22 protein-coding genes and 2 pseudogenes are annotated in these 23,898 nt (G+C 60.6%); 22 read left to right on the top strand and 2 right to left on the bottom strand.

What is annotated here, in order from left to right; genetic code table 11:
* The first annotated feature begins 128 nt into the window (after positions 1–128).
* From NLN62_RS09235 to NLN62_RS09220, 4 genes are all read left to right on the top strand, one after another.
* Positions 129–1,256, top strand: coding sequence for an electron transfer flavoprotein subunit alpha/FixB family protein (locus NLN62_RS09235; protein ID WP_254108493.1), 1,128 nt, complete (start codon positions 129–131; stop codon positions 1,254–1,256).
* The gene (locus NLN62_RS09230; RefSeq protein WP_254108492.1) at positions 1,253–2,560 is read left to right on the top strand and encodes an FAD-dependent oxidoreductase; all 1,308 of its coding nucleotides are present in this window, start codon (positions 1,253–1,255) and stop codon (positions 2,558–2,560) included. Before NLN62_RS09235 ends, NLN62_RS09230 begins: the two co-directional genes overlap by 4 nt.
* 38 nt (positions 2,561–2,598) lie before the next feature.
* A complete protein-coding gene (locus NLN62_RS09225; RefSeq protein WP_027525682.1) occupies positions 2,599–2,895 on the top strand; it encodes a ferredoxin family protein in 297 nt (98 codons plus the stop codon).
* Between the two features lie 244 nt (positions 2,896–3,139).
* Complete coding sequence (locus NLN62_RS09220; RefSeq protein ID WP_254108491.1) at positions 3,140–3,886, top strand: class I SAM-dependent methyltransferase; 747 nt, start codon at positions 3,140–3,142, stop codon at positions 3,884–3,886.
* A gap of 22 nt (positions 3,887–3,908) precedes the next feature.
* On the opposite strand, the gene NLN62_RS09215 is transcribed toward NLN62_RS09220, so the two are convergent.
* Both NLN62_RS09215 and NLN62_RS09210 read right to left on the bottom strand, forming a co-directional pair.
* A complete protein-coding gene (locus tag NLN62_RS09215) occupies positions 3,909–4,202 on the bottom strand; it encodes a hypothetical protein (protein WP_254108490.1) in 294 nt (97 codons plus the stop codon).
* A 358-nt stretch (positions 4,203–4,560) separates the two neighbouring features.
* On the bottom strand, positions 4,561–4,911 hold the full coding sequence (locus tag NLN62_RS09210; RefSeq protein ID WP_254108489.1) for a hypothetical protein: 351 nt from the start codon (positions 4,909–4,911) through the stop codon (positions 4,561–4,563).
* 225 nt (positions 4,912–5,136) lie between these two features.
* Here NLN62_RS09210 and NLN62_RS09205 point away from each other — a divergent pair, with 225 nt between their 5' ends.
* From NLN62_RS09205 to hypE, 18 genes and pseudogenes are all read left to right on the top strand, one after another.
* Positions 5,137–5,622: a hypothetical protein gene (locus NLN62_RS09205; RefSeq protein ID WP_254108488.1), complete on the top strand. Its 486-nt coding sequence runs from the start codon at positions 5,137–5,139 to the stop codon at positions 5,620–5,622.
* A 1,175-nt stretch (positions 5,623–6,797) separates the two neighbouring features.
* Positions 6,798–8,123 carry a DUF3422 family protein gene (locus NLN62_RS09200; protein ID WP_254108487.1) on the top strand — a complete coding sequence of 442 codons (1,326 nt, stop codon included), beginning with the start codon at positions 6,798–6,800 and terminating at the stop codon, positions 8,121–8,123.
* 1,524 nt (positions 8,124–9,647) lie between these two features.
* Positions 9,648–10,739, top strand: a complete 1,092-nt coding sequence (locus tag NLN62_RS09195) for a hydrogenase small subunit (protein ID WP_254108486.1) — start codon at positions 9,648–9,650, stop codon at positions 10,737–10,739.
* Positions 10,740–10,761: 22 nt separating this feature from the next.
* Positions 10,762–12,552: a nickel-dependent hydrogenase large subunit gene (locus NLN62_RS09190; RefSeq protein WP_254108485.1), complete on the top strand. Its 1,791-nt coding sequence runs from the start codon at positions 10,762–10,764 to the stop codon at positions 12,550–12,552.
* Positions 12,553–12,567: 15 nt separating this feature from the next.
* Positions 12,568–13,305: pseudogene (gene cybH / locus NLN62_RS09185) on the top strand (Ni/Fe-hydrogenase, b-type cytochrome subunit); the annotation flags it as partial.
* Positions 13,306–13,320: 15 nt separating this feature from the next.
* Positions 13,321–13,902 carry a HyaD/HybD family hydrogenase maturation endopeptidase gene (locus tag NLN62_RS09180; protein ID WP_254113400.1) on the top strand — a complete coding sequence of 194 codons (582 nt, stop codon included), beginning with the start codon at positions 13,321–13,323 and terminating at the stop codon, positions 13,900–13,902.
* 30 nt (positions 13,903–13,932) lie between these two features.
* Positions 13,933–14,220 (top strand): annotated as a pseudogene (locus NLN62_RS09175) (HypC/HybG/HupF family hydrogenase formation chaperone); the annotation flags it as partial.
* A 177-nt stretch (positions 14,221–14,397) separates the two neighbouring features.
* Positions 14,398–14,679, top strand: a complete 282-nt coding sequence (locus tag NLN62_RS09170) for a hypothetical protein (protein WP_254108484.1) — start codon at positions 14,398–14,400, stop codon at positions 14,677–14,679.
* A gap of 163 nt (positions 14,680–14,842) precedes the next feature.
* Positions 14,843–15,694 (top strand): hydrogenase expression/formation protein, encoded by an 852-nt coding sequence (locus NLN62_RS09165; protein WP_254108483.1) that lies wholly within the window; start codon positions 14,843–14,845, stop codon positions 15,692–15,694.
* Between the two features lie 55 nt (positions 15,695–15,749).
* Positions 15,750–15,887, top strand: coding sequence for a rubredoxin (locus NLN62_RS09160; RefSeq protein WP_371932939.1), 138 nt, complete (start codon positions 15,750–15,752; stop codon positions 15,885–15,887).
* Between the two features lie 94 nt (positions 15,888–15,981).
* Complete coding sequence (gene hybE, locus NLN62_RS09155) at positions 15,982–16,377, top strand: [NiFe]-hydrogenase assembly chaperone HybE (protein ID WP_254108482.1); 396 nt, start codon at positions 15,982–15,984, stop codon at positions 16,375–16,377.
* Positions 16,374–17,453: a hypothetical protein gene (locus tag NLN62_RS09150; protein WP_254108480.1), complete on the top strand. Its 1,080-nt coding sequence runs from the start codon at positions 16,374–16,376 to the stop codon at positions 17,451–17,453. The genes hybE and NLN62_RS09150 overlap by 4 nt, the downstream gene beginning before the upstream one ends.
* Complete coding sequence (hypA, locus tag NLN62_RS09145) at positions 17,446–17,787, top strand: hydrogenase maturation nickel metallochaperone HypA (RefSeq protein WP_254108478.1); 342 nt, start codon at positions 17,446–17,448, stop codon at positions 17,785–17,787. The genes NLN62_RS09150 and hypA overlap by 8 nt, the downstream gene beginning before the upstream one ends.
* Entirely contained in the window at positions 17,787–18,680 is an 894-nt protein-coding gene (hypB, locus tag NLN62_RS09140) for a hydrogenase nickel incorporation protein HypB (RefSeq protein ID WP_254108477.1), read from the top strand. Before hypA ends, hypB begins: the two co-directional genes overlap by 1 nt.
* Positions 18,677–20,938, top strand: a complete 2,262-nt coding sequence (hypF, locus tag NLN62_RS09135; protein WP_254108476.1) for a carbamoyltransferase HypF — start codon at positions 18,677–18,679, stop codon at positions 20,936–20,938. The genes hypB and hypF overlap by 4 nt, the downstream gene beginning before the upstream one ends.
* Positions 20,938–21,174, top strand: a complete 237-nt coding sequence (locus NLN62_RS09130) for a HypC/HybG/HupF family hydrogenase formation chaperone (RefSeq protein ID WP_254108475.1) — start codon at positions 20,938–20,940, stop codon at positions 21,172–21,174. The genes hypF and NLN62_RS09130 overlap by 1 nt, the downstream gene beginning before the upstream one ends.
* Positions 21,171–22,313, top strand: coding sequence for a hydrogenase formation protein HypD (hypD, locus tag NLN62_RS09125; RefSeq protein ID WP_254108474.1), 1,143 nt, complete (start codon positions 21,171–21,173; stop codon positions 22,311–22,313). Before NLN62_RS09130 ends, hypD begins: the two co-directional genes overlap by 4 nt.
* Positions 22,310–23,350: a hydrogenase expression/formation protein HypE gene (gene hypE, locus NLN62_RS09120; protein ID WP_254108473.1), complete on the top strand. Its 1,041-nt coding sequence runs from the start codon at positions 22,310–22,312 to the stop codon at positions 23,348–23,350. Before hypD ends, hypE begins: the two co-directional genes overlap by 4 nt.
* Positions 23,351–23,898: the final 548 nt, after the last annotated feature.

Below are 23,898 nucleotides of genomic sequence, written 5' to 3'. Positions count from 1 at the left end.
GCAGCTGTAACCGAGCTCCGGCGAGGAACGGCCGCTGGGCTGAGAGAGATGATCGTCGAGCGCCAGGTGAACCTGGAAGCCGATCTCGCGGCTGGGCGCTCGGCTAACAAAGTAAGGAACCCAATTCCATGAGCTCTACACCCAAAAGTCGCGCTCCGGCCGCCGCCTCAGGGCGCGCCGCGACCAAGAAGGAGTTGCCCGATCGCTTTAAGGCTTACAAGCATGTCTGGGTTTTCGTCGAGCAGGAACGTGGTGTTGTGCATCCCGTGTCCTGGGAACTCATGGGTGCTGGCCGTAAGCTCGCCGATAAGCTCAAGGTTGATCTCGCCGCTGTCATCATCGGCCCGGAGAGCGAGGCGACGCAGCAGGCCGCTGCCCAGTCCTTCTGCTATGGCGCCAACCTCGCATACATGGTCGCCCACAATCTCTTGGCCGACTATCGCAACGAGTCCTACACCAAGGCCCTGACCGATGTCGTCAACACTTACAAGCCGGAGATCCTGCTATTGGGAGCCACTACGCTCGGCCGCGATCTCGCGGGCTCGGTCGCCACGACGCTGCTTACGGGACTTACTGCGGATTGCACAGAGCTCGATGTCGATGCTGATGGATCGCTCGCTGCGACGCGGCCGACCTTCGGCGGCTCTTTACTCTGCACGATCTACACGCTGAACTACCGTCCGCAAATGGCTACCGTCCGCCCCCGCGTGATGCCGATGCCAAAGCGCGTCGCACGCCCGGTCGGCCGCATCATCACCCACCCACTCGGTCTCGTCGAAGACGACATCGTCACAAAAGTTCTCTCCTTCCTGCCCGACCGCAACTCAGCAAAATCAAATCTTGCTTATGCCGACGCGGTCGTTGCGGGCGGGCTCGGGCTCGGATCACCGGAAAACTTCCAGCTAGTACATCAGCTCGCGACCGTGCTTGGGGCCGAATACGGCAGTTCGCGACCGCTCGTGCAGAAGGGCTGGGTCACCTCTGATCGCCAGATCGGCCAGACCGGCAAGACCATCCGACCAAAACTCTATATTGCCGCCGGCATTTCGGGCGCGATCCAGCACCGTGTCGGCGTCGAAGGGGCCGATCTCATCGTTGCCATCAACACCGACAAGAACGCGCCAATTTTCGACTTCGCTCACATAGGCATCGTTACCGATGCCATACATCTGTTGCCGCCGCTCACCGACGCGTTCCGGGCGCGGCTGTCGCCACATTCCCGTGACCGGAAGCAGGTCGAAGGAGTCCGATCATGATCGCGGAAAAATTCGATGCCATCGTCGTTGGCGCAGGCATGGCGGGGAATGCGGCAGCGCTCACCATGGCCGAGCGCGGTATGAAGGTATTGCAGCTCGAGCGCGGCGAGTATCCGGGCTCAAAGAACGTGCAGGGCGCGATCCTCTATGCCGACATGTTGGAGAAGCTTGTTCCCGATTTCCGTGACGAGGCTCCGCTTGAGCGACACCTGGTCGAGCAGCGCTTCTGGATGATGGACGACCGCTCGCACACCGGCTTGCATTACCGCTCCGATGACTTCAACGAGGAGAAGCCGAACCGATACACCATCATCCGCGCTCAGTTCGACAAATGGTTCTCGCAAAAGGTTCGCGAAGCCGGCGCCACAATATTATGCGAAACGACGGTCACAGACCTGGCCCGAGACGCCCATGGCAAGGTGATCGGCGTACGGACCGATCGGCGCGACGGGGAGATCCATGCTAACGTCGTCGTGCTGGCGGAGGGCGTCAATGGCGTGCTCGGTACGCGCGCTGGCCTGCGCGAGCGGCCGAAGCCCGAAAAGGTTGCGCTCGCAGTCAAGGAAATGCACTTCCTGCCGCGGGAAACCATCGAATCGCGCTTCAATCTCAGGGGTGACGAAGGCGTGGTGATCGAGGCCGTAGGCACGATTTCTCGCGGCATGACCGGCATGGGCTTTATCTATGCCAACAAGGAATGCATCTCGCTGGGTATCGGCTGCTTGGTCGCCGACTTCCAGCGCACCGGCGAGACGCCTTACGGCCTGCTCGATCGCTTCAAGCGGCATCCTTCGGTCGCGCCTCTGATAGAAGGCTCCGAGGTGAAGGAATATTCTGCCCATCTGATCCCTGAGGGCGGCTTCAAGGCAATCCCGCAACTCTACGGGAAGGGCTGGGTCGTGGTCGGCGACGCCGCGCAGCTTAACAACACAATTCATCGCGAAGGATCAAACCTCGCGATGACGTCGGGCCGGATCGCGGCGGAAGCGATCCTTCAGATCAGGTCGCGGAACCAACCGATGCTCCCGCAGAACCTGGCGCTATACAAGAAGAAGCTCGATGAATCCTTCGTGATCAAGGACCTAAGGAAGTACAAGGATATGCCGGCGCTGATGCACACCCGGTCGCAAAACTTCTTCCTGACCTATCCGCAACTCGTCTCCAAGGCTATGCAGAACTTTCTGCGTGTCGACGGTACGCCTAAAGTCGACAAAGAGAAGCTCACACTTAAATCGTTCACCAAGGCGCGCTCGCGGAGCGGCCTGTTCGGCGACGCCTTTCGCCTCATGCGCGCCTGGCGGTGAACGGAGAAACAGCAGCGACCAACGACGGAGACCAAACGATGTCGATCGAGCAATCCATGCGTGTCGAGGACAAGCTATTCTATAACCGCTATCTCGTCGATACCGGCCGTCCCCACATCAAGGTGCGGCCGCACACCAAGCCTTCGCCGCAGCTTTTGTCGATGCTGAAGGCCTGCCCGGCGCGCTGCTATGAACTCAACGAACAGGGCCAGATCGAGGCCACCGTCGATGGCTGCGTCGAATGCGGCACTTGCCGGATAATCTGCGAGGAGACCGGCGACATCGAATGGAGCTATCCCCGAGGCGGCTACGGCGTGCTGTTCAAATTCGGCTAAGCCAATACGGGCGGCTTTCACAACGATCCGAAACCACGTGCAAACTTCGAGGCACCTTCCGTGGGACTAGCCGCGGGCTAGACCGCGAGAATAATGGCTCTTCAGCCGAATGGCAGGCCCTATTAGGGATTCTGCGCATGATCAGAGCAGATCTAATTCAATCATCGCAGAGGGCTTGATGACGACTGAACATTTCGCCTCCTACGTCCTGAGGGGCGGAGAGGAGGGGCGGGCGCGTCTTGCAGTGATCGCCCGTGTGCTGGCTGAGCCGACGCGCTTGCTGCTCAATCGATCCGAGCCGCTCGAGGGCTGCACAGCCGTCGATGCGGGCTGTGGCGGCGGCGATGTGACGTTCGAACTGGCAAAGAGGGTCGGCCGAGCCGGCCAAGTCATAGGTCTTGACTTCGACGAAGACAAAATCGTCCTCGCGCGAGCAGAGGCGAGCCGGCGTGGCATCCCCAATGTCGAATTCTGCTGCGCAAACGTCACACACCATTGGCCGGTGCATGGCGCGTCGCTGGCAAGCGTGCGGTTCGTGCTGACCCATCTCGTCGATCCTGGCGAGGCGCTCGACCAGGCGTACGAGGCGCTCCGTCCTGGGGGCATGATCGTGGTGCAGGATATCGACTGTGACGGCGAGTTCTGCGATCCGGCGTCGGCTGCATTTCTGCGCAAAGGCGAACTCTTTGTTGAGGCGGCGCGGCGACGTGGCGGCGACCCCTTGATCGGCCGCAGGCTTCTCCGTCTTCTCGAAGCCGCTGGCTTCTCTGATGTTCATTCCTCAATGGTCCAGCCATACGGGCGAAATGCTGACGTCAAACGAGTCCCATTGCTGACCTTCGCGGCTATTCGCGACGCGCTGATTCGGCTGGGGCTCAATAGCATCGAGGAGATCGGCGGCGTCACGGCCGAACTCGAAGCGTTCCTCGATAGGCCTGACACGACCGTCGGGCTGCAACGCATCTTCCATGCTTGGGGGCGAAAGCAGTGAAGCTTGAGTCTGCCGCTTGGTATCAAATCAAGCCGACTCCGCGATCGTTGGGCAGCGCGTGGGGGCGGGCGTGCCCTAAGCCGTCCTCGCCTGGGCCGCGGGCGCGAACAGCGACCACCAGCGAACGCAGACGATAAGGTTGCTCAGCGTTTTCCACCACCTCACTCCACCAAACGAAGTACGCCAGGACAAAGCTGTGACGACGACGATCAGCGAAAATCTTGCTGCCATGCGCAGTCATCGTAATCGCATCCACCGCTATCGCGGTTTGCTTGAGGGTCAACCGACTGACCTTGAGCGACAATATCTCGAGCAACGTTTGTCCGAAGAGCGCTGTGCCTTCGATGCCCTAGTGGCGGGTAGCTTTCCCCTGGTTTTCAGAATCCCAACATGAAGCCGGTCGAAACCATCTGTTCCTGTCACATCAAAGGTCGCCACCTTGTGCCTGGTGTCGCCTAGTGTCAGGCCACTCAATGCTCTTGGGATCGAAACGCGACGCGCCAGAGACTGTATTTGCCGCAAGCCAAGTCGTTGTGCCGCTCGTTGGACTATCCGCCTTTCGCGAGCCAGGCGCTCCGCAACAGGACCTTACGACATCGAGAGCCATCGAGCGTATCATCTGCGGCTCGTTAGAGGCGCCCGCGTGTCATCAGAGGTGGCGCTCCTGCACATCATCAAACGTTGTACGCGAAGTAGGAGTCTTCCTTGCAATCGAACATGTGGGCTTCACGACGCGTGACCTTCACTGAGAAGCAGGATGACGTGTCATGATCAAAACCGCTGTACGCCCCTGAGCCGTCCGGCATAAGCACGAAATGAGATCCCTCTCCCTGGTGGTATAGGTTCGGTAAGTCGCCGCTGACGCAACTATGGCTCATGTAATCATATCCGCTAACTCGGTCCTCACGCACCAAGACGCTGATGTGATGGGCATCAATCTCGTATTCGTACACCCTGATGACAAGACGCTGGAGACTATGAGCCAATGCGACCGCCGCAGCGGTCGCCCGAATGCGCGGTTTCACATTGTCTCCTTGCTGATTGGCCGTCGAAACCAGGCGAGGGCGGCTGATGTCTAGCCCCGAACGCGCCAAGCCCACCTGTCGATGACTTGGTAATTTCGTGCCTAAGAAAGCAAGCGGTGTGCCGAACCGCGATCGGGGTGAGATCGCGTCCGAAGAGGGCTTGAATCGGACGTTGCGTCAAGTTGTACGTAGCGAGCAAAACCGGTTCCAGAAGACATAGCCAAAATGAGACAATCCGTCTTTGTTGCTACAGTATGTACCGTATTCGGCTTGATTGGGATGAGTGGAGGTGCGCTCGCGGACACAATCGGGCACTACGACTGCACCATAGTCGCGACAGCTCGAGAGCCGGTCGGCGATCGGAATGAACACGACATCGTCAGCATCCAATATACGTGTCGTGGAGTAGATGGGTTATTCAAGGACGCCATAGTCACAGCAATATCTGTCGTTGAGTGTGATAACGACAAGGGAACCTATTTGGCTTCTTTCGGTCTTCACCGCTCGCCCGCTGGCTTCGCGGCTGAGCAGCTGTTGGATGGCATCGGCTACATTGTCATAGAGGGCGACAGAGCTGTTGGCGTCGAATCGTACGGTAAGACGTCGTTTAAGTTTGCATCCGGTACCTTGGCGGACCTCCCAGAAAAGACCGTCAAATTCACGGCCACGCCCACCGGATTGGGTCGATTCAAGCTAGAGTTTACGGACTGAATTGCTCGTCAACTGAAGGCGTCGTTGTTCACTTGCAAGTAGCGAGACGTCGCTGACTTGTCTCTGACTGCTGGCAGGCTGCAGGAGTTATGCGTGTCTGCTGGCGACGCGGGCGTCTTCGCCGACGGTCGTCCGGCGGAGTCGCTAACTTGCAGCGGCTCAGCAAGTTGTCGATCCGCACGCCGTTCTGCGCGCGTCATGTGGAAATGGAGGAAGGCCGGCTCAGATGCACGGCGCTCATATTGCGCGTTCCCCTTTAGATATGAACCAGGCCAAGACCTTGGTCAGCTCTTCGACAGATCGTTGGGATACAACAGCTCCAAAGCGTTCAGCCAGTACGTCGATTGTACAGTACGTCGATTGTACTGGGGACGCCCCAGCCATGGCTGCCCAGTCGTGCCCCTTGACCCGGCAAGTCAGGCCAAATTCGAGCAAGAGGACACGAATTGGCATGCCGCGGCTAGAGGCGCAGGTCTCGGTCGCTGTGGAGCGATACTCGGTCCCGCGCAAACGAGCTGAGATCGAAGCAAGACAAAGAAGTCGAAAATCTCCGATAACTAGCTGCCAAGCCTAGCTGGATCGCAATGACAGCACATAATGCGCGATTGCTCATCTGGCGTACCACAGCCGTGCCGGCAAGAGCGCCGTTCGGATGCACGGTGCTGGCGCGTCCGGTGACTTGGGAAACCGCGCAGATCCGTTTGTTCGTTACCGCGCGCGTGGCTGTCCCACCATGAATGTGCTTGACGACAATAATCCACTATTGTCGCTAGACGTACGTAGGGTGGGCCGGAAACGCTACACGCGTCTTCGTCTGTATCCCACTGGCCCAAATCCTGCACTGCACAAATGCGAGACGCCTGAGCTTACCGAATGGAGGCGCATTTGAAACTTGATCAACCAAAACGACGATGCAGAGGTGGCTCCGCTGCTGGCGAACAATGGCCGCATTTCGCCGAAAAGGCTGTCCGGCGCGAGGCTGAGGTCGCCAACGACGTTAGCAGAAACCTCGACGAGCTCGTTCCAGATCAATTTGCAGGCGCCGATCTGGCTTGCACAAGGACTTTCCTAGGAGCCGAAGGCCACCAACCTGATCTTGATCGCTTGCCCGGGGATGCACCCGCTCGCCGGCGCCGACCATGCCACTTGCGGTGATGCGAGCTTGGGAGATCTCGATGGTCGATCAATTGGATTTAGCATCATTCAAGCTGCACCCTGAGCGTGACGCTGTGCTCGGCGAAGTGCATGCGCGCCCGTTTACCGGTCTCGTTTCATCGCTTGGCATGGTCCGCTTCGTATTTCTCGCAAAGGGCGACGATGCCGCACGCGATCGCCGCCGGTTTATCGAGTTCTGTCGGGCGCATAAGGTCCCACCGCCGGAGGCGTCCGCGAAACATCATCAGATCGGGTTCGGACCGGTGGTGCTGCGCTGGGAGCAACATTCGGAATTTGCTACTTTCACGTGGATCTGGAGCACTGCGAACAGTCCAGCAACTCGGCAATTCGGCGATGTCCGGGACAGCGTTCGATCACTAATCCGCGCACTATCGCAGACCGGAGAATTGCTCGCCGCGATCAAGTTGGAAGTAGAGCGGGGTGCTTCTCCAACGGAACGCGCCGAGCAGATGTTTGACAAAAGTAGTCTGGCGATGGTCCACGTCAAGGGCGGCGCAGGCGCTGTGGCCTCCGACTTCCGCGCAGACGAGAGAGGTTTCACGAGAATTCTGGTCTACGATCTCGGACTGACGCCGCACGATCTCGGCGCACTGGTACAACGTCTCCTGGAAATCGAGACCTACCGCTCGTTAGCGCTGCTTGGTCTGTCGACCGCGCTGGAGCTTGCGCCGTCGGTCGATCGGATCGATCGCCGTCTCGTCGAAGTGCTCGAGGAGATGCAGGGCGCCGAAGGGCTGAAGGTCAACAACCATCTGCTTGAGGAACTGACCGCATTGGCCGTCTCCTTCGAAAGAGACGTCGCCGGCAGTCTGTTCCGTTTTGGTGCCAGCAGAGCATACAATGAGCTGGTGCAATCCCGACTGTCGATCATCGAAGGCGAAGATGTCGTGGGCTATCCGACCTGGTCGTCGTTCCTGGGCCGCCGTATGACGCCCGCGATACGAACCTGTGCGACGATGGAGGAGCGTCAGGCCAATCTATCAGAGAAGTTGGCTCGTGCCGCCGATCTGTTGCGCACACGCGTCGACGTCGAAATCGAGCAACAGAATCGCGATCTTCTACACTCGATCAACGAGCGCACGCGACAGCAACTCCGGCTGCAGTCTACGGTGGAGGGGTTGTCAGTCGGGGCCATCGGATACTATGTGGTCAGCCTGTTTGCCTATCTCGCAAAGGGCGCGCAGGACGTCGGACTGCACGTAGAGCCCGCGTCCGTAACCGCGGCCTTCGTGCCGATCGCCGTCGGCGTGATCTGGCTGGTGAGCTACAACATTCGGAAACGGCACCTCAAGCCCGAAGATGCACCGTCCAGGGTTCGCAAATAAGTTTGCCAAGGGCGAGAAACGCTGTGCGCGCGAGGCTCGGCGATGTGCATGTTTCAATTTCGTGTGGGTGCCCGGCCGCTGCGTGATCTGCCGTCGTGAAGGCTGACTATTCGAGTGTTTTTGTGGATAGGATGACGTTCTGTATTGTCATAGATGCAACGGATCGACGAGGCAATCAGACGGCTCGGCGTGGTTCAGTACGAGCACGGGACGTTTAGGTCGCACATCGTGCTTTGTCGGAGTGTCTAGAGTGTTACAGTCAGTCAGTCGGAGTGATGTTCGGTTTGCTACAAAATTGTCCGTGCATGACCGAGCGAAGCGCATCAATGCGGATGACCGCAAGGGAAGAGCGCCCGAACTGAAATGTGCTGCCCAAAATGGCCGAAACAGCCCGCTGAGACCGCATTGATCTTGACGAAGGTCTCGCAATCGGGCGCGAATAGATACAAGTTGACATCACCTGAATTCACGCGGGTTCGAGGATATGAGAAGCTTGCAACAAATGTAAGCTCGCCTCGGCACACCACTTGCTTTATTCAAACCAGCATCACCAGGGCCCCCCCTGGTGGTGTAGGGGCGGACTCGGCGCTTTCCAGGTCCAGGCGTCGAGGCCGCTCTGCGGTACTTTCGACGGCCCGCCGTCGGGGAACGATATCAAAGGGTATGTTGGGATGCCTACCGCTGCGGTCGCGTTCGCCCGCTCTTTTGAGCCGTCTTGTCATCAAGCTGTACGAACCCGAAATCCGGCGCATGGCAGGATCAGCGTTGCCGAGCGTCGGGACCGTGCGAGCGGTACTGGCTTGTCAGCCTTTGCGATCCCTTGGTCCGCTTCGCGCGATGGACTCGATCGTAGAATCTGAATCTTCCAGCCGAGGAATTCCGTCAGAGGAATAACGGAGATTGAGCTCTACGAAGTCGGAAAGCGGCGTAGCTGCGACTTACGTTGCGGCTAATGCGCCGAATCGCCCACGAGCCAATGGAAGACGCTGTGCTGGATACGATCGACGTCGAATATTCCACTCGCATCCCCCACGTAATATTGGCCTATGCCACAATCGTGCAGCGCTCCGCACGCTCGAGCGATACACCCATTATGACGACTGGAAGAACATAGATCCAACCGGCTTGAAGGGCCCTTGATCTATCTGCGCACCGCGATCACGGTCGATGCCAGAGGATGGGCAAATTCGGTTAAGATGCAAGATTCTGAATGGCCGAATGATCGGGATCTCTGAAATTCGCCTCGCCGCCGGAGCCATTCAATTGTGCCTCGGCACTTCATCGCGCCGAACGCCAATCGAACCGGCAAGGTCGCCTTTGCCAACGATGGACACTGAAGAGATTCTGCGCTTCAGGCAGACAGAGAGGCGTTAATCGTTTAGGCGGCGCAGTCGGTGAAGTCATCAACCAAGGCCGCTCGTAAGCGCCAGATCCGAAATGATGGCGCTCACGCACTGAGGGTTGGCCCGCTTCTTGCTGCCCGTGCGTCCATCGATGCGTCAAAGCCGAAGACGAGAGGGGTTCATGGAGGTAGCGACGGAAACATTCTATAGCGTAATCAGGCGACAGGGCATCACGCGCCGAAGCTTTCATAAATTCTGCAGCTTGACGGCGGCGAGCCTCGGGCTTGCGCCGCTGGCGGCGAACCGCATTGCAACCGCGCTCGAAACAGAGCCACGAATGCCGGTAATCTGGATGCATGGGCTCGAATGCACCTGCTGCTCTGAGAGCTTCATCCGTTCCGCTCATCCCTTGGTGAAGGATGCCGTGCTGTCGATGATCTCGCTCGACTATGACGACACCATTATGGCGGCAGCCGGTCATCAGGCCGAAGCGATCCTCCAAGAGACCCGCGCCAAGTACAGGGGCCGGTATGTGCTCGCGGTCGAAGGCAATCCGCCCCTGAACGAGGGCGGTATGTTCTGCATCGACGGCGGCAAGCCATTCGTCGAAAAACTGAAGATGATGGCCGAGGATGCGATGGCGGTCATCGCCTGGGGCACGTGTGCCTCCTGGGGCTGCGTTCAGGCGGCCAGGCCCAATCCGACGCGGGCAACGCCCATCGACAAGGTCATAACCAACAAGCCGATCATCAAGGTGCCGGGATGTCCACCGATCGCCGAGGTCATGACCGGCATCGTCACCTTCATTATCACCTTTGGCAAATTGCCCGAGCTCGATCGCCAGGGCCGGCCCAAGATGTTCTATTCGCAGCGCATCCACGACAAATGCTACCGGAGGCCGCATTTCGATGCGGGCCAATTCGTCGAGGAATGGGACGATGAGGCGGCGCGCAAAGGATATTGCCTGTATAAGATCGGCTGCAAGGGACCAACTACCTACAACGCCTGTTCGACGGTGCGCTGGAACGGTGGCATCTCCTTCCCGATCCAGTCCGGCCACGGCTGCATCGGCTGCTCGGAAGACGGGTTCTGGGACAAGGGCTCGTTCTACGACCGTCTCACCAACATCAAGCAGTTCGGCATCGAGAAGAATGCCGACCAGATTGGCATGGCGGTAGCGGGCGCCGTTGGAGCTGCGGTTGGCGCGCATGCCGCGGTGACGGCCGTAAAATGGTTTGCCAACAAGCGCGAAGACACACACCAAGATCACTAGTCGATCTCAGGGACCGCAAGCGATGGGCATCCGGACACCCAATGGATTCAAGCTCGACGATTCCGGCAGACGCATCGTTGTTGATCCGCTGACCCGGATCGAAGGTCACATGCGGGTCGAGGTCAATGTCGACTCCGACAACGTGATCCGCAATGCAGTCTCCACCGGCACGATGTGGCGCGGTATAGAGACCATCTTGAAGGGCCGCGATCCGCGCGACGCCTGGGCCTTCACCGAGCGGATCTGCGGCGTCTGTACCGGAACGCATGCGCTCACTTCAGTGCGCGGTGTCGAGAACGCGCTCGGTATCACCATTCCGGAGAACGCCAACTCGATCCGCAACATGATGCAGCTGTGCCTTCTGGTGCATGACCATCTCGTGCACTTCTATCACCTGCATGCGCTCGACTGGGTCGACGTGATCTCGGCACTCAAGGCCGATCCGAAAGCGACATCGGCGCTGGCGCAGTCGGTCTCGTCCTGGCCGTCGTCCTCGCCCGGCTATTTCAAGGAGCTCCAGATCAGGCTGACGAAGTTCGTCGCATCCGGCCAGCTCGGACCGTTCAAGAACGGCTATTGGGGCCATGCCGCCTACAAACTGCCTTCCGAAGCGAACCTGATGGTGGTCGCGCATTATTTGGAAGCGCTCGATTTTCAGAAGGATATCGTCAAGATCCACGCCATCTATGGCGGCAAGAACCCGCATCCAAACTGGCTGGTCGGCGGTGTGCCCTGCGCAATCAACGTCGACGGCACCGGCGCGGTCGGTGCCGTCAACATGGAGCGGCTCAACCTCGTCTCCTCCATCATCAACCGCTGCATCGAGTTCACCGAAAAGGTCTATCTGCCCGACATCGTTACGATTGGCTCGTTCTACAAGGACTGGCTCTATGGCGGCGGCCTCTCGGGCAAGAGCGTGATGGCCTATGGCGACATCCCGGAGACGGCTAACGACTATTCGGCCGGCAATTTGAAGCTGCCGCGCGGCGTGATCATTAACGGCAATCTCAATGAAGTGCTGCCAATCGATCATGCGGACCCCGAGCAGATCCAGGAGTTCGTCACCCACTCCTGGTACAAATATGCCGATGAGTCCAAGGGCCTGCATCCCTGGGAAGGCGTCACCGAGCCGAACTATGTGCTCGGTCCCAACGCGAAGGGCACCAAGACCGACATCAAGGAGCTCGACGAGGGTGGTAAGTATTCCTGGATCAAGGCGCCGCGCTGGCGCGGCAATGCGGTGGAGGTTGGGCCACTCGCCCGTTACATCATCGGCTATGCGCAGAACAAGCCCGAGTTCAAGGAGCCGACAGAAAAGCTGCTCAAGACGCTCGGCCTGCCCCTCATCGCGCTGTTCTCCACACTCGGCCGTACCGCGGCGCGGGGGCTGGAATGCCAATGGGCGGCGCACCAGATGCGCTACTTCCAAGACAAGCTGGTCGCGCGCATCAAAGCCGGTGACTCCTCGACCGCGAATATCGACAAATGGAGGCCGGATAGCTGGCCGCAGGAAGCTAACGGCTACGGCTTCACCGAGGCACCGCGCGGCGCGCTCGCGCACTGGATCAGGATCAAAGAAGCTAAAATCGACAACTACCAGTGCGTGGTGCCCACCACCTGGAACGGCTCGCCGCGGGATCCCAAGGGCAATATCGGCGCCTTTGAAGCCTCGTTGATGGATACGCCCATGGCGGATTTGCAACAGCCGCTGGAGATTCTGCGCACCATCCACTCCTTCGATCCGTGCCTGGCCTGTTCGACGCATGTGATGTCTCCAGACGGCCAGGAAATGGCGACGGTTAAGGTCAGGTAAGGAGGAAGGAACGCCATGATGAGTGCAGTTGCGCCCCCGGCGGAAACTGAGCCGGACCTTGCTGCGGACGCGACCGATGCCGCCGGCGAGCACGCCATCGCGCGGCCCGTGTATATCTACGAAGCGCCGGTGCGAATCTGCCACTGGGTGAGTGCGTTTTCGATTTTCGTGTTGGTGGTTACCGGCTATCTGATCGGAACGCCGCTGCCGTCGTTCGCGAGCGAAGCGTCCGACAGCTTCGTGATGGGCTATATCCGCTTTGCCCATTTTGCGGCAGGGCAGGTGCTCGCGGTCTCCTTTCTCACCCGCATCCTATGGGCCTTCGCCGGCAACTACCATTCCCGGCAGATATTCTACATTCCGGTGCATCGTAGGCAGTTCTGGAAGGATGTCTTGCACGAGATCCGCCGTTATGCCTTCCTAGAGCCCAAGCCGAAGATGTATCTCGGCCATAATCCGCTGGCGCAGGCCGCGATGTTCACGTGCTTCACGTTGGGCGTGGCCTTCATGATTGTCACGGGGTTGGCCCTCTATTCGGAAGGCACCGGGAACGACAGCTGGCAGCACAAGCTGTTCGGCTGGGTGTTTGCGATCTGGTCGAACAGCCAGGACGTGCGCACTTGGCACCATTTGGGCATGTGGATGCTGATCATATTCTTTATACTGCACGTCTATGCCGTCATTCGCGAAGATATCATGTCGCGCCAGAGCATCATCTCCTCGATGATCTCCGGTGTACGTCAGTACCGAGACTCGGCGAGCAGGCCGGTGCCGACATGTTTACAGCCAACGCGCATCCTGGTGCTCGGTATCGGCAACATTCTTTGGGCAGACGAAGGGTTTGGGGTGCGAGCGGTGGAAGAATTCCATCGCCGCTACGCCGTACCCGATAACGTCACCATCCTGGACGGGGGTACACAGGGGCTCCAACTTGTAAACTATCTTCGGGAAGCTGACTGCCTGATCGTATTCGACGCGGTCGATTATGGCCTGGAGCCTGGACAGTTGAAGGTCGTGCGTGACGAGGACGTGCCGCGCTTCACCGGCGTTAGGAAGATGAGCCTGCATCATACCAGTTTTCAGGAGGTTATCAGTGCAACTGATCTGCTCGGACATTGCCCAAAACACCTCGTGCTGGTCGGTTGTCAGCCACTCGACCTCGAGGACTGGGGCGGGTCCCTGACACAGGCGGTGCGCAATCAGATCGATCCTGCGGTTGAACTTGCCAGCTCAATCCTAGCTGAATGGGGCGTGAAGGTAACGGCACGCATTGCACCATTGCAGGAATCCGAGTGGTTGCTCGCCAACGGCATCGATCACCTGCACTACGAGATGAGAGCGTGGACCTGAACGGTCAGCGAGCTGTCGGAGACATCGCAGATGTGTCTTGGTTTGCCCATGACGATTATCGAAACGGACGGAATCTCGGCGCTTTGCGAGTTTCGCGGCGTACGGCGGCGTGTCTCGGTACTTTTGCTCTCCAGTCCGCCTGTCCATGCCAAGGTGCTGGTCCATGGCGATACGGCGGTTCGGCGTCTAGAGGATCAAGAAGCGCGACTGATTGCCGATGCGATTGAAGGCATCGGCGCAGCGCTCAATGGCGACGCTTGCGATCGCTTCTTCTCCGACCTGATCGACCGCGAGCCGATACTGCCCGAGCATCTCCGGCTCGACCTGGCCAATGGCCATCTTCGGCACTCCAACACGAACGATACGACAAGTGCCGGGCTCAGGAAAACTGCTGCGAAGCTGGAAGACGAGCCTCTGGTCCAAAGAGATGACTGTGATCCGGTCTCAGCAGCGGCCTTTTCCGCATGGGAAAATATCTGACATGGTCAGAACCGGATGGCTTATGCAGCAGGAACGCCTGATGTGCGGCGACGCGGCCGGTCCGAGGTCGATTTTACTTGCCTTGATCGCTCTCCAGCCGCGTCCGATGAGGCAGGAGCGGTGACCGTGTTGTTATTGGCGGGCGATCCCGAAAGACTTGCGGAGGCGACTGACGCTGCCGTCGTTCCGCCTGAGCTGATCAATGAGTGTGTTGGGCGGCTGCGTGGCGCGGTGATCGCACGCAAGGCCGAGAGTGACCTCGCTCAGGTCTCTTTATGCGAGTACAGCCGATGGTGATGTGGCTCGCCAAGGCGCAAACACTCGGGCTTATCGCAAGAACAATTAAGGCTTGGTCGATCTATGTCGACCGTATCTCCAAGCCGATCGGCCGACTACCCCGAGGGGCGGCCGCAGTCGTAGGAGCCGCTGTCTCGTACCATAAATCACAGGGTGTCGGACTATGAAGGCGGGCTTCTGGTCAGAGGCTGAAGACGCGGAGCAGCCAGTCTACCGCGAGCAGACCTTGGACGCAGCTGGCGGCATCCTGACCGCAGCGGGCGCTTTGGCGAGGCTTGCGTCGCTCGACAGTGTGGAACTGGCCAGGAAGTGCCCGAGGGCGGTCGAGCTATTGTCGAACCTCGCCATCACTATCGCCAGCAAAGAGGTCGCCGCCTCGACGCGACTGTTCAGGCTCGGCAATCTCGACGATCTCGAACGCAAGCTGATTGCCGATGTGCTCGGCGAAGGCGAAGTGGCCGGCCTCATCGCGCTGCCGGGTGGATCGCTCGCGCAAATCCAGGAATCGGTGCTGGCCGGGATCTGGCGCGTGCGGCTCGAGACGGATGAGGCATCCGAGTATCTCGAGGTCGGGGCCATCCCGGAAATCGTGAAGCGCGCGGCCACCGATTTCACGACAGTAGATTTCGAGATCGGGCAGGTGCCGGAGGGCTCCATGAACGTGCTGCCGGTGCTTGCTGAAATCCGAGAGCGTGCGCTGGCCTGGCGCCCGGGCATCCTCTCGCAGATCATCAATTTTACGCTGCTGCCGATGAGTCCGGTCGACATGAGCTTCCTCCATGAGACGATCCGGAACGGACCGATCCAACTCGTCTCGCGCGGCTACGGCACATGTCGCATGTTTGCGACCGGAATCCGCAATGTCTGGTCGGTGCAGTTTTTCAATGCGATGGACACCATCATCCTCGACACGCTCGAAGTCGGCGGCGTGCCAAAGGCCGCGCTCGCGGCCGACGAGGATTTCGAGGATTCCGCCGAGCGGTTGCGCGAAATCATCGAGGCCTATTTCAAATGAAGGGTTTCGAGCTTTTTGACGTGCGCCAGCATGTTACCGACGGCACGCGGCTGGAATGCGGTATCCGGTCTATGATCCCGCCGACGGCGAGGCGCAGTTCGCGCCTAGCACGCGGATCGCGGCGTTGCCGAAGGACTGGCACCGTCCGAATTGCGACGCCTCGCGATCCAGCTTCCTGGCGATGGAATGGTGATGGGCAAGGCGCATACCCAGCTCAGCGCGGCCAATGCCGTTGTGTGGGGCGAACGGTCGGCCGGCGCTTATCGCAAGATCGGCGATCGCGCGGTGTGCGATCTGCCGATGCGGCGGTCGGTTTCCGCCTTTTCAACGGCACCATCGTCGCCATCATGGTGACGCCCTGGTTCATGACCGTGGTGAGTCAGGCGGACGACCTCGTGCAGAAGGCGTTCGAGCCCCGGCTGCCGTTGAACCTTCCCGAGCGGAATATCGAGTTCGCGCTCAGCGAAGTCGAGGCGCTTGGCCGGATCGCAACTTACTCACTGTTCTCTATGATGTTCGATTTCGCAGACATGATTTGGGTGCTGGCGACGGCAGAGGCCGCGTTCCGGGCCCTGATGCTGCCGGCTAACGCGGCGGAGGCGGTCCACTGGCAAGAGCCCGCGACAAGCACGACCGATCGGTGTGACTTTCTGCATGGCATTGTGACGGAGCGGCATGCATGAGCCCGGCCTCCCGCAACGAGATCGACATCACGGTCTGGCGCGCTGGCCGCACCATCGCGGACGTTGCAATCCTGCCGCGCAGCCGACCGCCTTTGACGCGCCTGTTTGCGGGAAAGCCGGTCGCGTCGTTGCTGTCTGTCCTGCCGCGCCTATTTTCGCCGTGCTCGGCAGCCCATCAGGCGGCATTCCTGTCGGCGGTCGAGGCTGCGCACGGCAAAGCATCCTCTGCCGAGACATTGCAGCGCCGCGTCACGGCCGTGATCGCCGAGCGTCTGACCGAGCTGTTGCGGGGGCTGTTCGTAGGTTGGCGCACGCTGGACGGCCGGAGTGCCGCCGTGGCTCGTGCAGCGATGCTCGCCACGACCGTGCTCAGCGGCGGCGAGGGGCCGTCACGGGGCGGGGCCGTGTCGCAAATCAGGACGTCGCTCAACGCGCTAGGCATCTCAGGCGAGGAGCTGGCGCCCGCGCCGGGTAGCGCACTGGCCACGCATCTTGCGAGCCTCAATGGCAACGCGCTGTCGCTTTCGGTGGTCGAGCAGTCATTCTTGTCAGCGGCCGACGATCTTGATGTCGTCATGCGGATGGTTGCGGACGGCCCGGCCTTTTCCGATGCGCCCGATCTTAACGGCCGCATTCCAGAGACCGGCGTCTGGGCGCGCCGGATCGGACGTGAGTCGATTGTTCCGCGGGACGCCGGCCCTGCCGAGCGCCTGAACGCGCGGATCACTGAGATAGCCCGGCTTTGCGCCTGGCTTGAAGGCAGGACGCAAGTGCTGGAAAATGGCATCATCGAGAGCTATCGCCTCGGTGCCGGCAAAGGTGCGGCCGCTGTCGAATGCGCGCGCGGCCGGCTTTACCATGCCATTGCGCTCGATGACGACGATTGCATCGTCCGTTTCGAATTCCTGGCCCCGACAGAATGGAATTTCCATGTGCGCGGACCGCTGGTCCGCAGGCTGCGAGGCTCCCTGCCGGCCGACGGACGGCAGGGACAGGACGCGGTGCGCAACCTCGTCAGCTCGTTCGATCCATGCGTCGGCTTCACACTCAGCTTCCGCGAGATCGATCATGCATGAAATGGCGCTATGCGAAGGGATCATCGGGATCGTCGAGGAGGAAGCGCGCAAGCACTCGTTCTCCAGGGTGAAGGTGGTATTCCTCGAGATCGGAGCGCTCAGTCATGCTGCGCCGGAGGCGATGACGTTCTGCTTCGAGGCGGTCGCCGCGCGGACCATCGCCCGAGGCGCGAGGCTCGAGATCGTCGAGACGCCCGCAATAGCCTGGTGCGTGGCCTGCTCGACGAGCATCGAGATCAGGCACCGTTATGGGCCATGCCCGTCCTGCGGCAGTCACCAATTGCAGGTGACCGGCGGGGAAGAAATGCGCGTCAAGGAACTGGAGGTCGACTGATGTGTACGGTTTGCGGCTGCAGTGACAGAAAATGGGTCGTCGAGCATGCACATGATTATCATCATGATCATGGTGGACACCATCATCACCCTCATGGACCCGGCCACGGTCACCATCATCATGGTGGGACCCATGTTGATGAGCATGGCGACGTCGGATTGCTCGATTGCGGTGCGAATCCGGCTGGCCGCCGGATTGCCGGCGTGAGCCGCGATCGTATCATCCAGGTCGAACGCGACATCCTCGGCAAGAACGAAAGGCTCGCCGGCGACAACCGCGCACGCTTCCGTGCTGACGGTGTGCTCGCGTTCAACCTGGTCTCGAGCCCCGGCGCAGGCAAGACCTCGCTGTTGGTTCGCGCCGTCGTTGAACTGAAAGACAGCTTTCCGATCGGCGTGATCGAGGGCGACCAGCAGACCTCCAACGACGCCGAGCGGATCCGCGCGACCGGCGTGCCGGCCATCCAGGTCAACACCGGCAAGGGCTGCCATCTCGATGCCGCGATGGTGGGCGCGGCCTACGACCGGCTGCCTCACCTGAACGGCGGCGTTCTTTTTATCGAGAATGTCGGCAATCTCGTCTGTCCTGCGGGGTTCGATCTCGGCGAAGCCTGCAAGATCATGGTGTTCTCAACCGCCGAGGGCGAAGACAAGCCGCTCAAATATCCCGACATGTTCGCTGCCTCGTCCCTGATGCTGATCAACAAGATCGATCTTCTCCCCGTGCTCAGTTTCGATCTCGCCAGGACTATCGAATTCGCGCGGCGGGTTAACCCCCAGATCGAGGTGCTGACGGTGTCGGCGCGCACTGGTGAAGGATTCGCGGCATTCTATGCCTGGATCCGCAAGCAATCGGAGAAGATGAAGCCGGTCGATACGGCCACCGCGGGATGATCATGCGCGGTGAGACCACGGCTCAGAACGGACAGCGGCTACGCCTGCATGTGCGCGGCGCCGTGCAGGGCGTCGGCTTCCGACCCTATGTCTACGGCCTCGCCGCGCGTTATCGCCTCGGCGGCTTCGTCGCTAACGATCCGCACGGCGTTGTGATCGAAGTCGAGGGCGAGCGCATGTCTGATTTCGTCGCTGCACTGCCGCTTGAAAAGCCGCCGCTCGCGCGGATTGACGAGATTTCCATCCAGAGCATCGCTGCCGTCTTGAGCGACGAATTCTGCATTCGCGCCAGCGAGCAGGGCAAGGTGTCGACGCGGATCGTCGCGGACGCCGCGATCTGTCCGCAGTGCCTGAGCGAGCTGTTCGATCCGAGCAGCCGCTTCCATCTTTATCCCTTCGTCAATTGCACCCATTGCGGTCCGCGCTATACCATCGCCGAGCAGCTGCCCTATGATCGCTCCGCCACGGCGATGAAGCGCTTCGCCATGTGCGCGGCGTGCGCGAGCGACTATGCCGACCCCACAAGCCGGCGATTCCATGCCGAGGCGATCGCCTGTCCGCAATGTGGCCCGAGGCTCAGCCATAGTGCCGGGGAGATCGCCGCTGCGATCGCTGCGGGCAAGATCGTCGCGATCAAGGGGCTCGGCGGCTATCAACTCGTCTGCGACGCGCGCGACGATAGTGTCGTGCAGCGCCTGCGCCGGCGGAAACAGCGGGACCAGAAGCCTTTTGCCGTGATGGTGGGCTCCGTCGATGCGGTTTCGGAGATCGCCGTGTCCAACATGGCTGAACTTGCCCTGCTGGAATCCTCGCCGCGGCCGATCGTGTTGATGATGTCACGCCAACGGCTTGCATCCGCAATCGCACCGGAGCTGTTGCGCATCGGCGTCATGTTGCCGGTTGCTCCGCTACATCACCTGATGTTCCATGAACTGAATTCGAACCATCCGCGGACGGACAAAAACTGGGTGATCGTCGCAACCAGCGCCAATCCCGGCGGCGAGCCGCTTTTGATCGACAATCGGGAGGCGGAGGAGCGCCTTGGCGCCATTGCGGATCTTATCGTCACCCATGATCGCGATATCGTGACGCGCGTCGACGATTCGGTCGCGTCGGTCGTGGCAGGACGGATGCGGTTCATTCGTCGGGCGAGGGGTTATGTTCCCGAGCCGGTCCGGCTTGCGCGGTCGCTGCCGCCCGTGCTCGCCGTCGGCGGTGCCTTGAAATCGACAGTCACGGTCACGCGTGGCAACGAGGCCTTCGTATCCCAGCACATCGGCGATCTCGATACCGCCGAAGGCATCCGCTTCTTCGAGGAAACTGTGCGGCACCTGATCGCGACACTGGATGTCGAGCCGGTCGTCATTGCGCATGACCTGCATCCCAACATGGCATCGACCCGCTTCGCCGAGGCGAGCAGCCAGCGGCTGATCGCTGTCCAGCATCATCATGCTCATGCTGCCTCGGTCATGGCGGAGTACGGTATCGAGGGATCTACGCTCGCGCTCGTGCTCGATGGCTTCGGCTATGGCAGCGATGGCGGCAATTGGGGCGGCGAAATGCTGCTCTGTGAAGGAGCGCGCTTCCAGCGGATCGGACATCTGGCGCCGCTCAAGATGCCGGGCGGAGAGCGCGCTGCGCGCGAGCCATGGCGAATGGCGGCGAGCGTGCTGCATTCTCTGGGGCGCGGCGAGGCGATCCCGCGCCGGTTCGCGAGCCGGCCGCAGTCCGCGCGCCTCTGCGCGTTGCTCGACCAATCCGACGTGCCCGTGACGACCAGCGCCGGCCGGCTGTTCGATGCGGCGGCAGGACTGCTTGGTCTCTCTTCCGTCCAGAGCTATGAGGGCGAGGCCGCGCTGAAGCTGGAGGCGCGCGTGCGCGGCTGCCGTGTCGCAGACGATGGGTGGGTCATCGAAGACGGCGTGCTGTCAATGCACCCGCTGCTCGATCGCCTTAGCGCCGATGCGCTCGATCCGACCGAAGGAGCCGAACTCTTCCATGGCACCTTTGTCGCCGCTTGCGTTGACTGGATCGCGCGTGCGGCGCAGCAGACAGGCCTCACGCGCGTGACTTTAAGTGGCGGCTGCTTCCTCAATGCCATCCTTGCTGAAGAGATCGAGCGCGGCTGCCTTGCCGTCGGTCTCAGGCCGTTGCTTCCGCGCCAGGTGCCACCCAACGACGGTGGCCTGAGCCTCGGGCAGGCCTGGATCGCGGCCCTGCTACTCCTCGACCACCAAGGCTCAGAAGGAATCGCCTGATGTGTCTCGCAATACCCGCTGAGGTCAAGAAGCTTCTCACTGAGAATTTGGCCGTGGTCTCCATCGATGGCGTCAGCAAGGAGATATCCGTAGCGCTGATCGAGGATATCGCCATCGGCGACTACGTGATCATCCACGTCGGCTACGCTCTGGCCAAGATCGATCCGCAGGAGGCGAGGCGCACGCTCGAGCTCCTGCGCGAGCTCAGCATCGAAGGGCAGCGAGCCGCGCAATGAAATATGCCGACGAATTTCGCGACAAGGCGATTGCGCTGGGGCTGGCGAAGACGATCCACGCCGCGGCCGATCCGGAAAGATCCTATCGCTTCATGGAATTCTGCGGCGGCCATACGCACGCGATCTCGCGCTATGGCCTTGAGGACATCCTGCCGAGCAACGTGCGGATGATCCACGGCCCTGGCTGCCCGGTCTGCGTGCTGCCGGCCGGGCGAATCGATATGGCGATCCGGCTCGCCGAGCGGCCCGATGTCATCCTGTGCGTCTATGGCGACCTGATGCGTGTGCCGGCTTCGCAAGGTGCTTCCCTGCTCAAAACAAAGGCCGGCGGTGCCGATATCCGCATGGTCTATTCCACCATCGATACGATCCGGATCGCAGAGGAGAACCCCGCCCGCGAGGTCGTGTTCTTCGCCATCGGCTTTGAGACCACGGCGCCGCCGACGGCCGTCATGGTCCGTCTGGCCGAGAAAAAGCAGCTTTCGAAGTTCAGCGTGTTCTGCAACCACGTGCTGACGCCGCCGGCGATGCAGAACATTCTGGAGAGCCCCGACATCGGCAATATCCGCCATGTCGAGATCGACGGTTTCGTCGGGCCGGGCCATGTCTCGACCATCATCGGCACGGCGCCTTACGGGTTTTTCGCCGAGGAGTTCGGCAAGCCGGTCGTGATCGCCGGTTTCGAGCCACTCGACATGATGCATGCTATCCTGATGCTGGTCGGGCAAGTCAACGAGCATCGCCACGAAGTGGAAAACCAGTATCGCCGCGCGGTGACCCGCGACGGCAATCTGCGTGCCAAGGAGGAGATTTCCGACATTTTCGAGCTGCGCGACCAGTTCGAATGGCGCGGGCTGGGTCAGGTGCCCTATAGCGGTCTGAAGCTGAAGCGTGCGTTCGCCAAATATGACGCGGAAGTCAGCTTCGACATGAACGAGCTTCGCGTCGCCGACAATCCCGCCTGCGAATGCGGGGCCATCCTGCGCGGGGTGAAGAAGCCGGTCGACTGCAAGCTGTTCGGCACGGTCTGTACGCCGGAAATGCCGGTGGGGTCCTGCATGGTCTCCTCAGAAGGCGCCTGCGCCGCGCATTGGACCTATCGCCGCTTCCGGGATCAAGAGCAGAGGGGAGCGTCATGACAGGCCATCAACGCAAGCTCGACATCAGGAATGGCTGCATCGACCTGTCTCACGGCTCCGGCGGCCGTGCGATGGTGCAGCTGATTTCGGGGCTGTTCCACGAGGCCTTCGGCAATGAATGGCTGGCGCGCGGCAATGATCAGTCGGCCTTCGACGTCGGCGCCGGTCGCATGGTGATGACGACCGATGGCTACGTCGTCTCGCCACTGTTCTTTCCGGGCGGGAATATCGGTTCGTTGGCCGTGCACGGCACGGTCAACGACATCGCAATGGCCGGGGCGAGGCCGCTTTACCTGTCGGCGAGCTTCATCATCGAGGAGGGGTTTCCCTTCCGCGACCTCAAGAGAATCGCCGATTCCATGGGAGAAGCAGCGCGATTGGCCGGCGTCCCCATCATCACGGGCGACACCAAGGTGGTCGAGCGCGGCAAGGCCGACGGCCTGTTCATCTCGACAGCCGGCATCGGTGTGGTGCCCGACGGGCTCAATCTCTCCGCGGAGACCGCATGCGTCGGAGACCGCGTTCTGATCTCGGGCACGCTCGGCGATCATGGCATCGCCATCATGTCCAAGCGGCGGAACCTCGCCTTCGAAACCGAGATCGCGTCCGATTCGGCGGCGCTGCACGATCTCGTCCAGAAGATGGTTCAGGCCGGAGCCCCCGGCATTCGCCTGATGCGTGACCCCACGCGCGGCGGGCTTGCCGCGACCCTGAACGAGATCGCCCAGCAATCCGACGTCGGCTTCCGCTTGCAGGAAGAGGCAATCCCGGTGAAACCGGGCGTGGCGGCGGCCTGCGAGCTCCTCGGACTCGATCCGCTTCATGTCGCCAATGAAGGCAAGCTGGTTGCGATCGTGTCGCCCGATGTCGCCAATGCCGTGCTCGCTGCCATGCGGGCGCATCCGCTCGGCTGCGATGCCGCCGACATCGGCGAGGCGATCGCCGACATGCGTCATTTCGTGCAGATGATCACCAGTTTTGGCGGCGGCAGCATCGTCGACTGGCTATCGGGCGAGCAACTGCCGCGCATTTGCTGAGGATGAGGCATGCAGGATAGGACTATGGCACGTTGACCGGCGGCATGGACACGGTCGCGTGCGGCGCGAAAGCATCTTGGTGGCGGCCCTTTACCACCAACATGATTGCAAATGCCACAATGAGAAGCAGGAACTTACGCATTCGGCGAAGTTATCCCGGAAGCTGTATCGCAATTGTGAAGCTCATAACATCATGAGCTGAATGGGACTAAATAATATTGGCGCACAAAGGACTCGGTGGCTCGTTGAACAGCTCCTAGTTATTCGATTTCTTTGCTCGCGCCGCAAGTCGGCTAGCCATCCTCAGATGCGCCGGAAAAATGCACTTACGCCCGGAAATAGCAGGATTGTTGCGTCGAATTCGAATAATTTTTGACGTTTCAGGCAGTCAACCGGACACTTTCCCCTTTGCTACAATCGAGGGCTGTATGATACACAGCCATGACCTTGTTTCCGCTAGCCTACTGGCGCTGACCGCGACGGGCCTCGCGCTGCTCTGCTCGAGCCTGCTCGCCTTCGCCTTCATTTGAAGTCAACGTAGCGTTCGC

Source organism: Bradyrhizobium sp. CCGUVB23 (genome assembly GCF_024199885.1).
GTDB lineage: Bacteria > Pseudomonadota > Alphaproteobacteria > Rhizobiales > Xanthobacteraceae > Bradyrhizobium.
The sequence above is the reverse complement of the archived record's forward strand: the minus strand, read 5'-3'. Positions and strand labels throughout refer to the sequence as shown.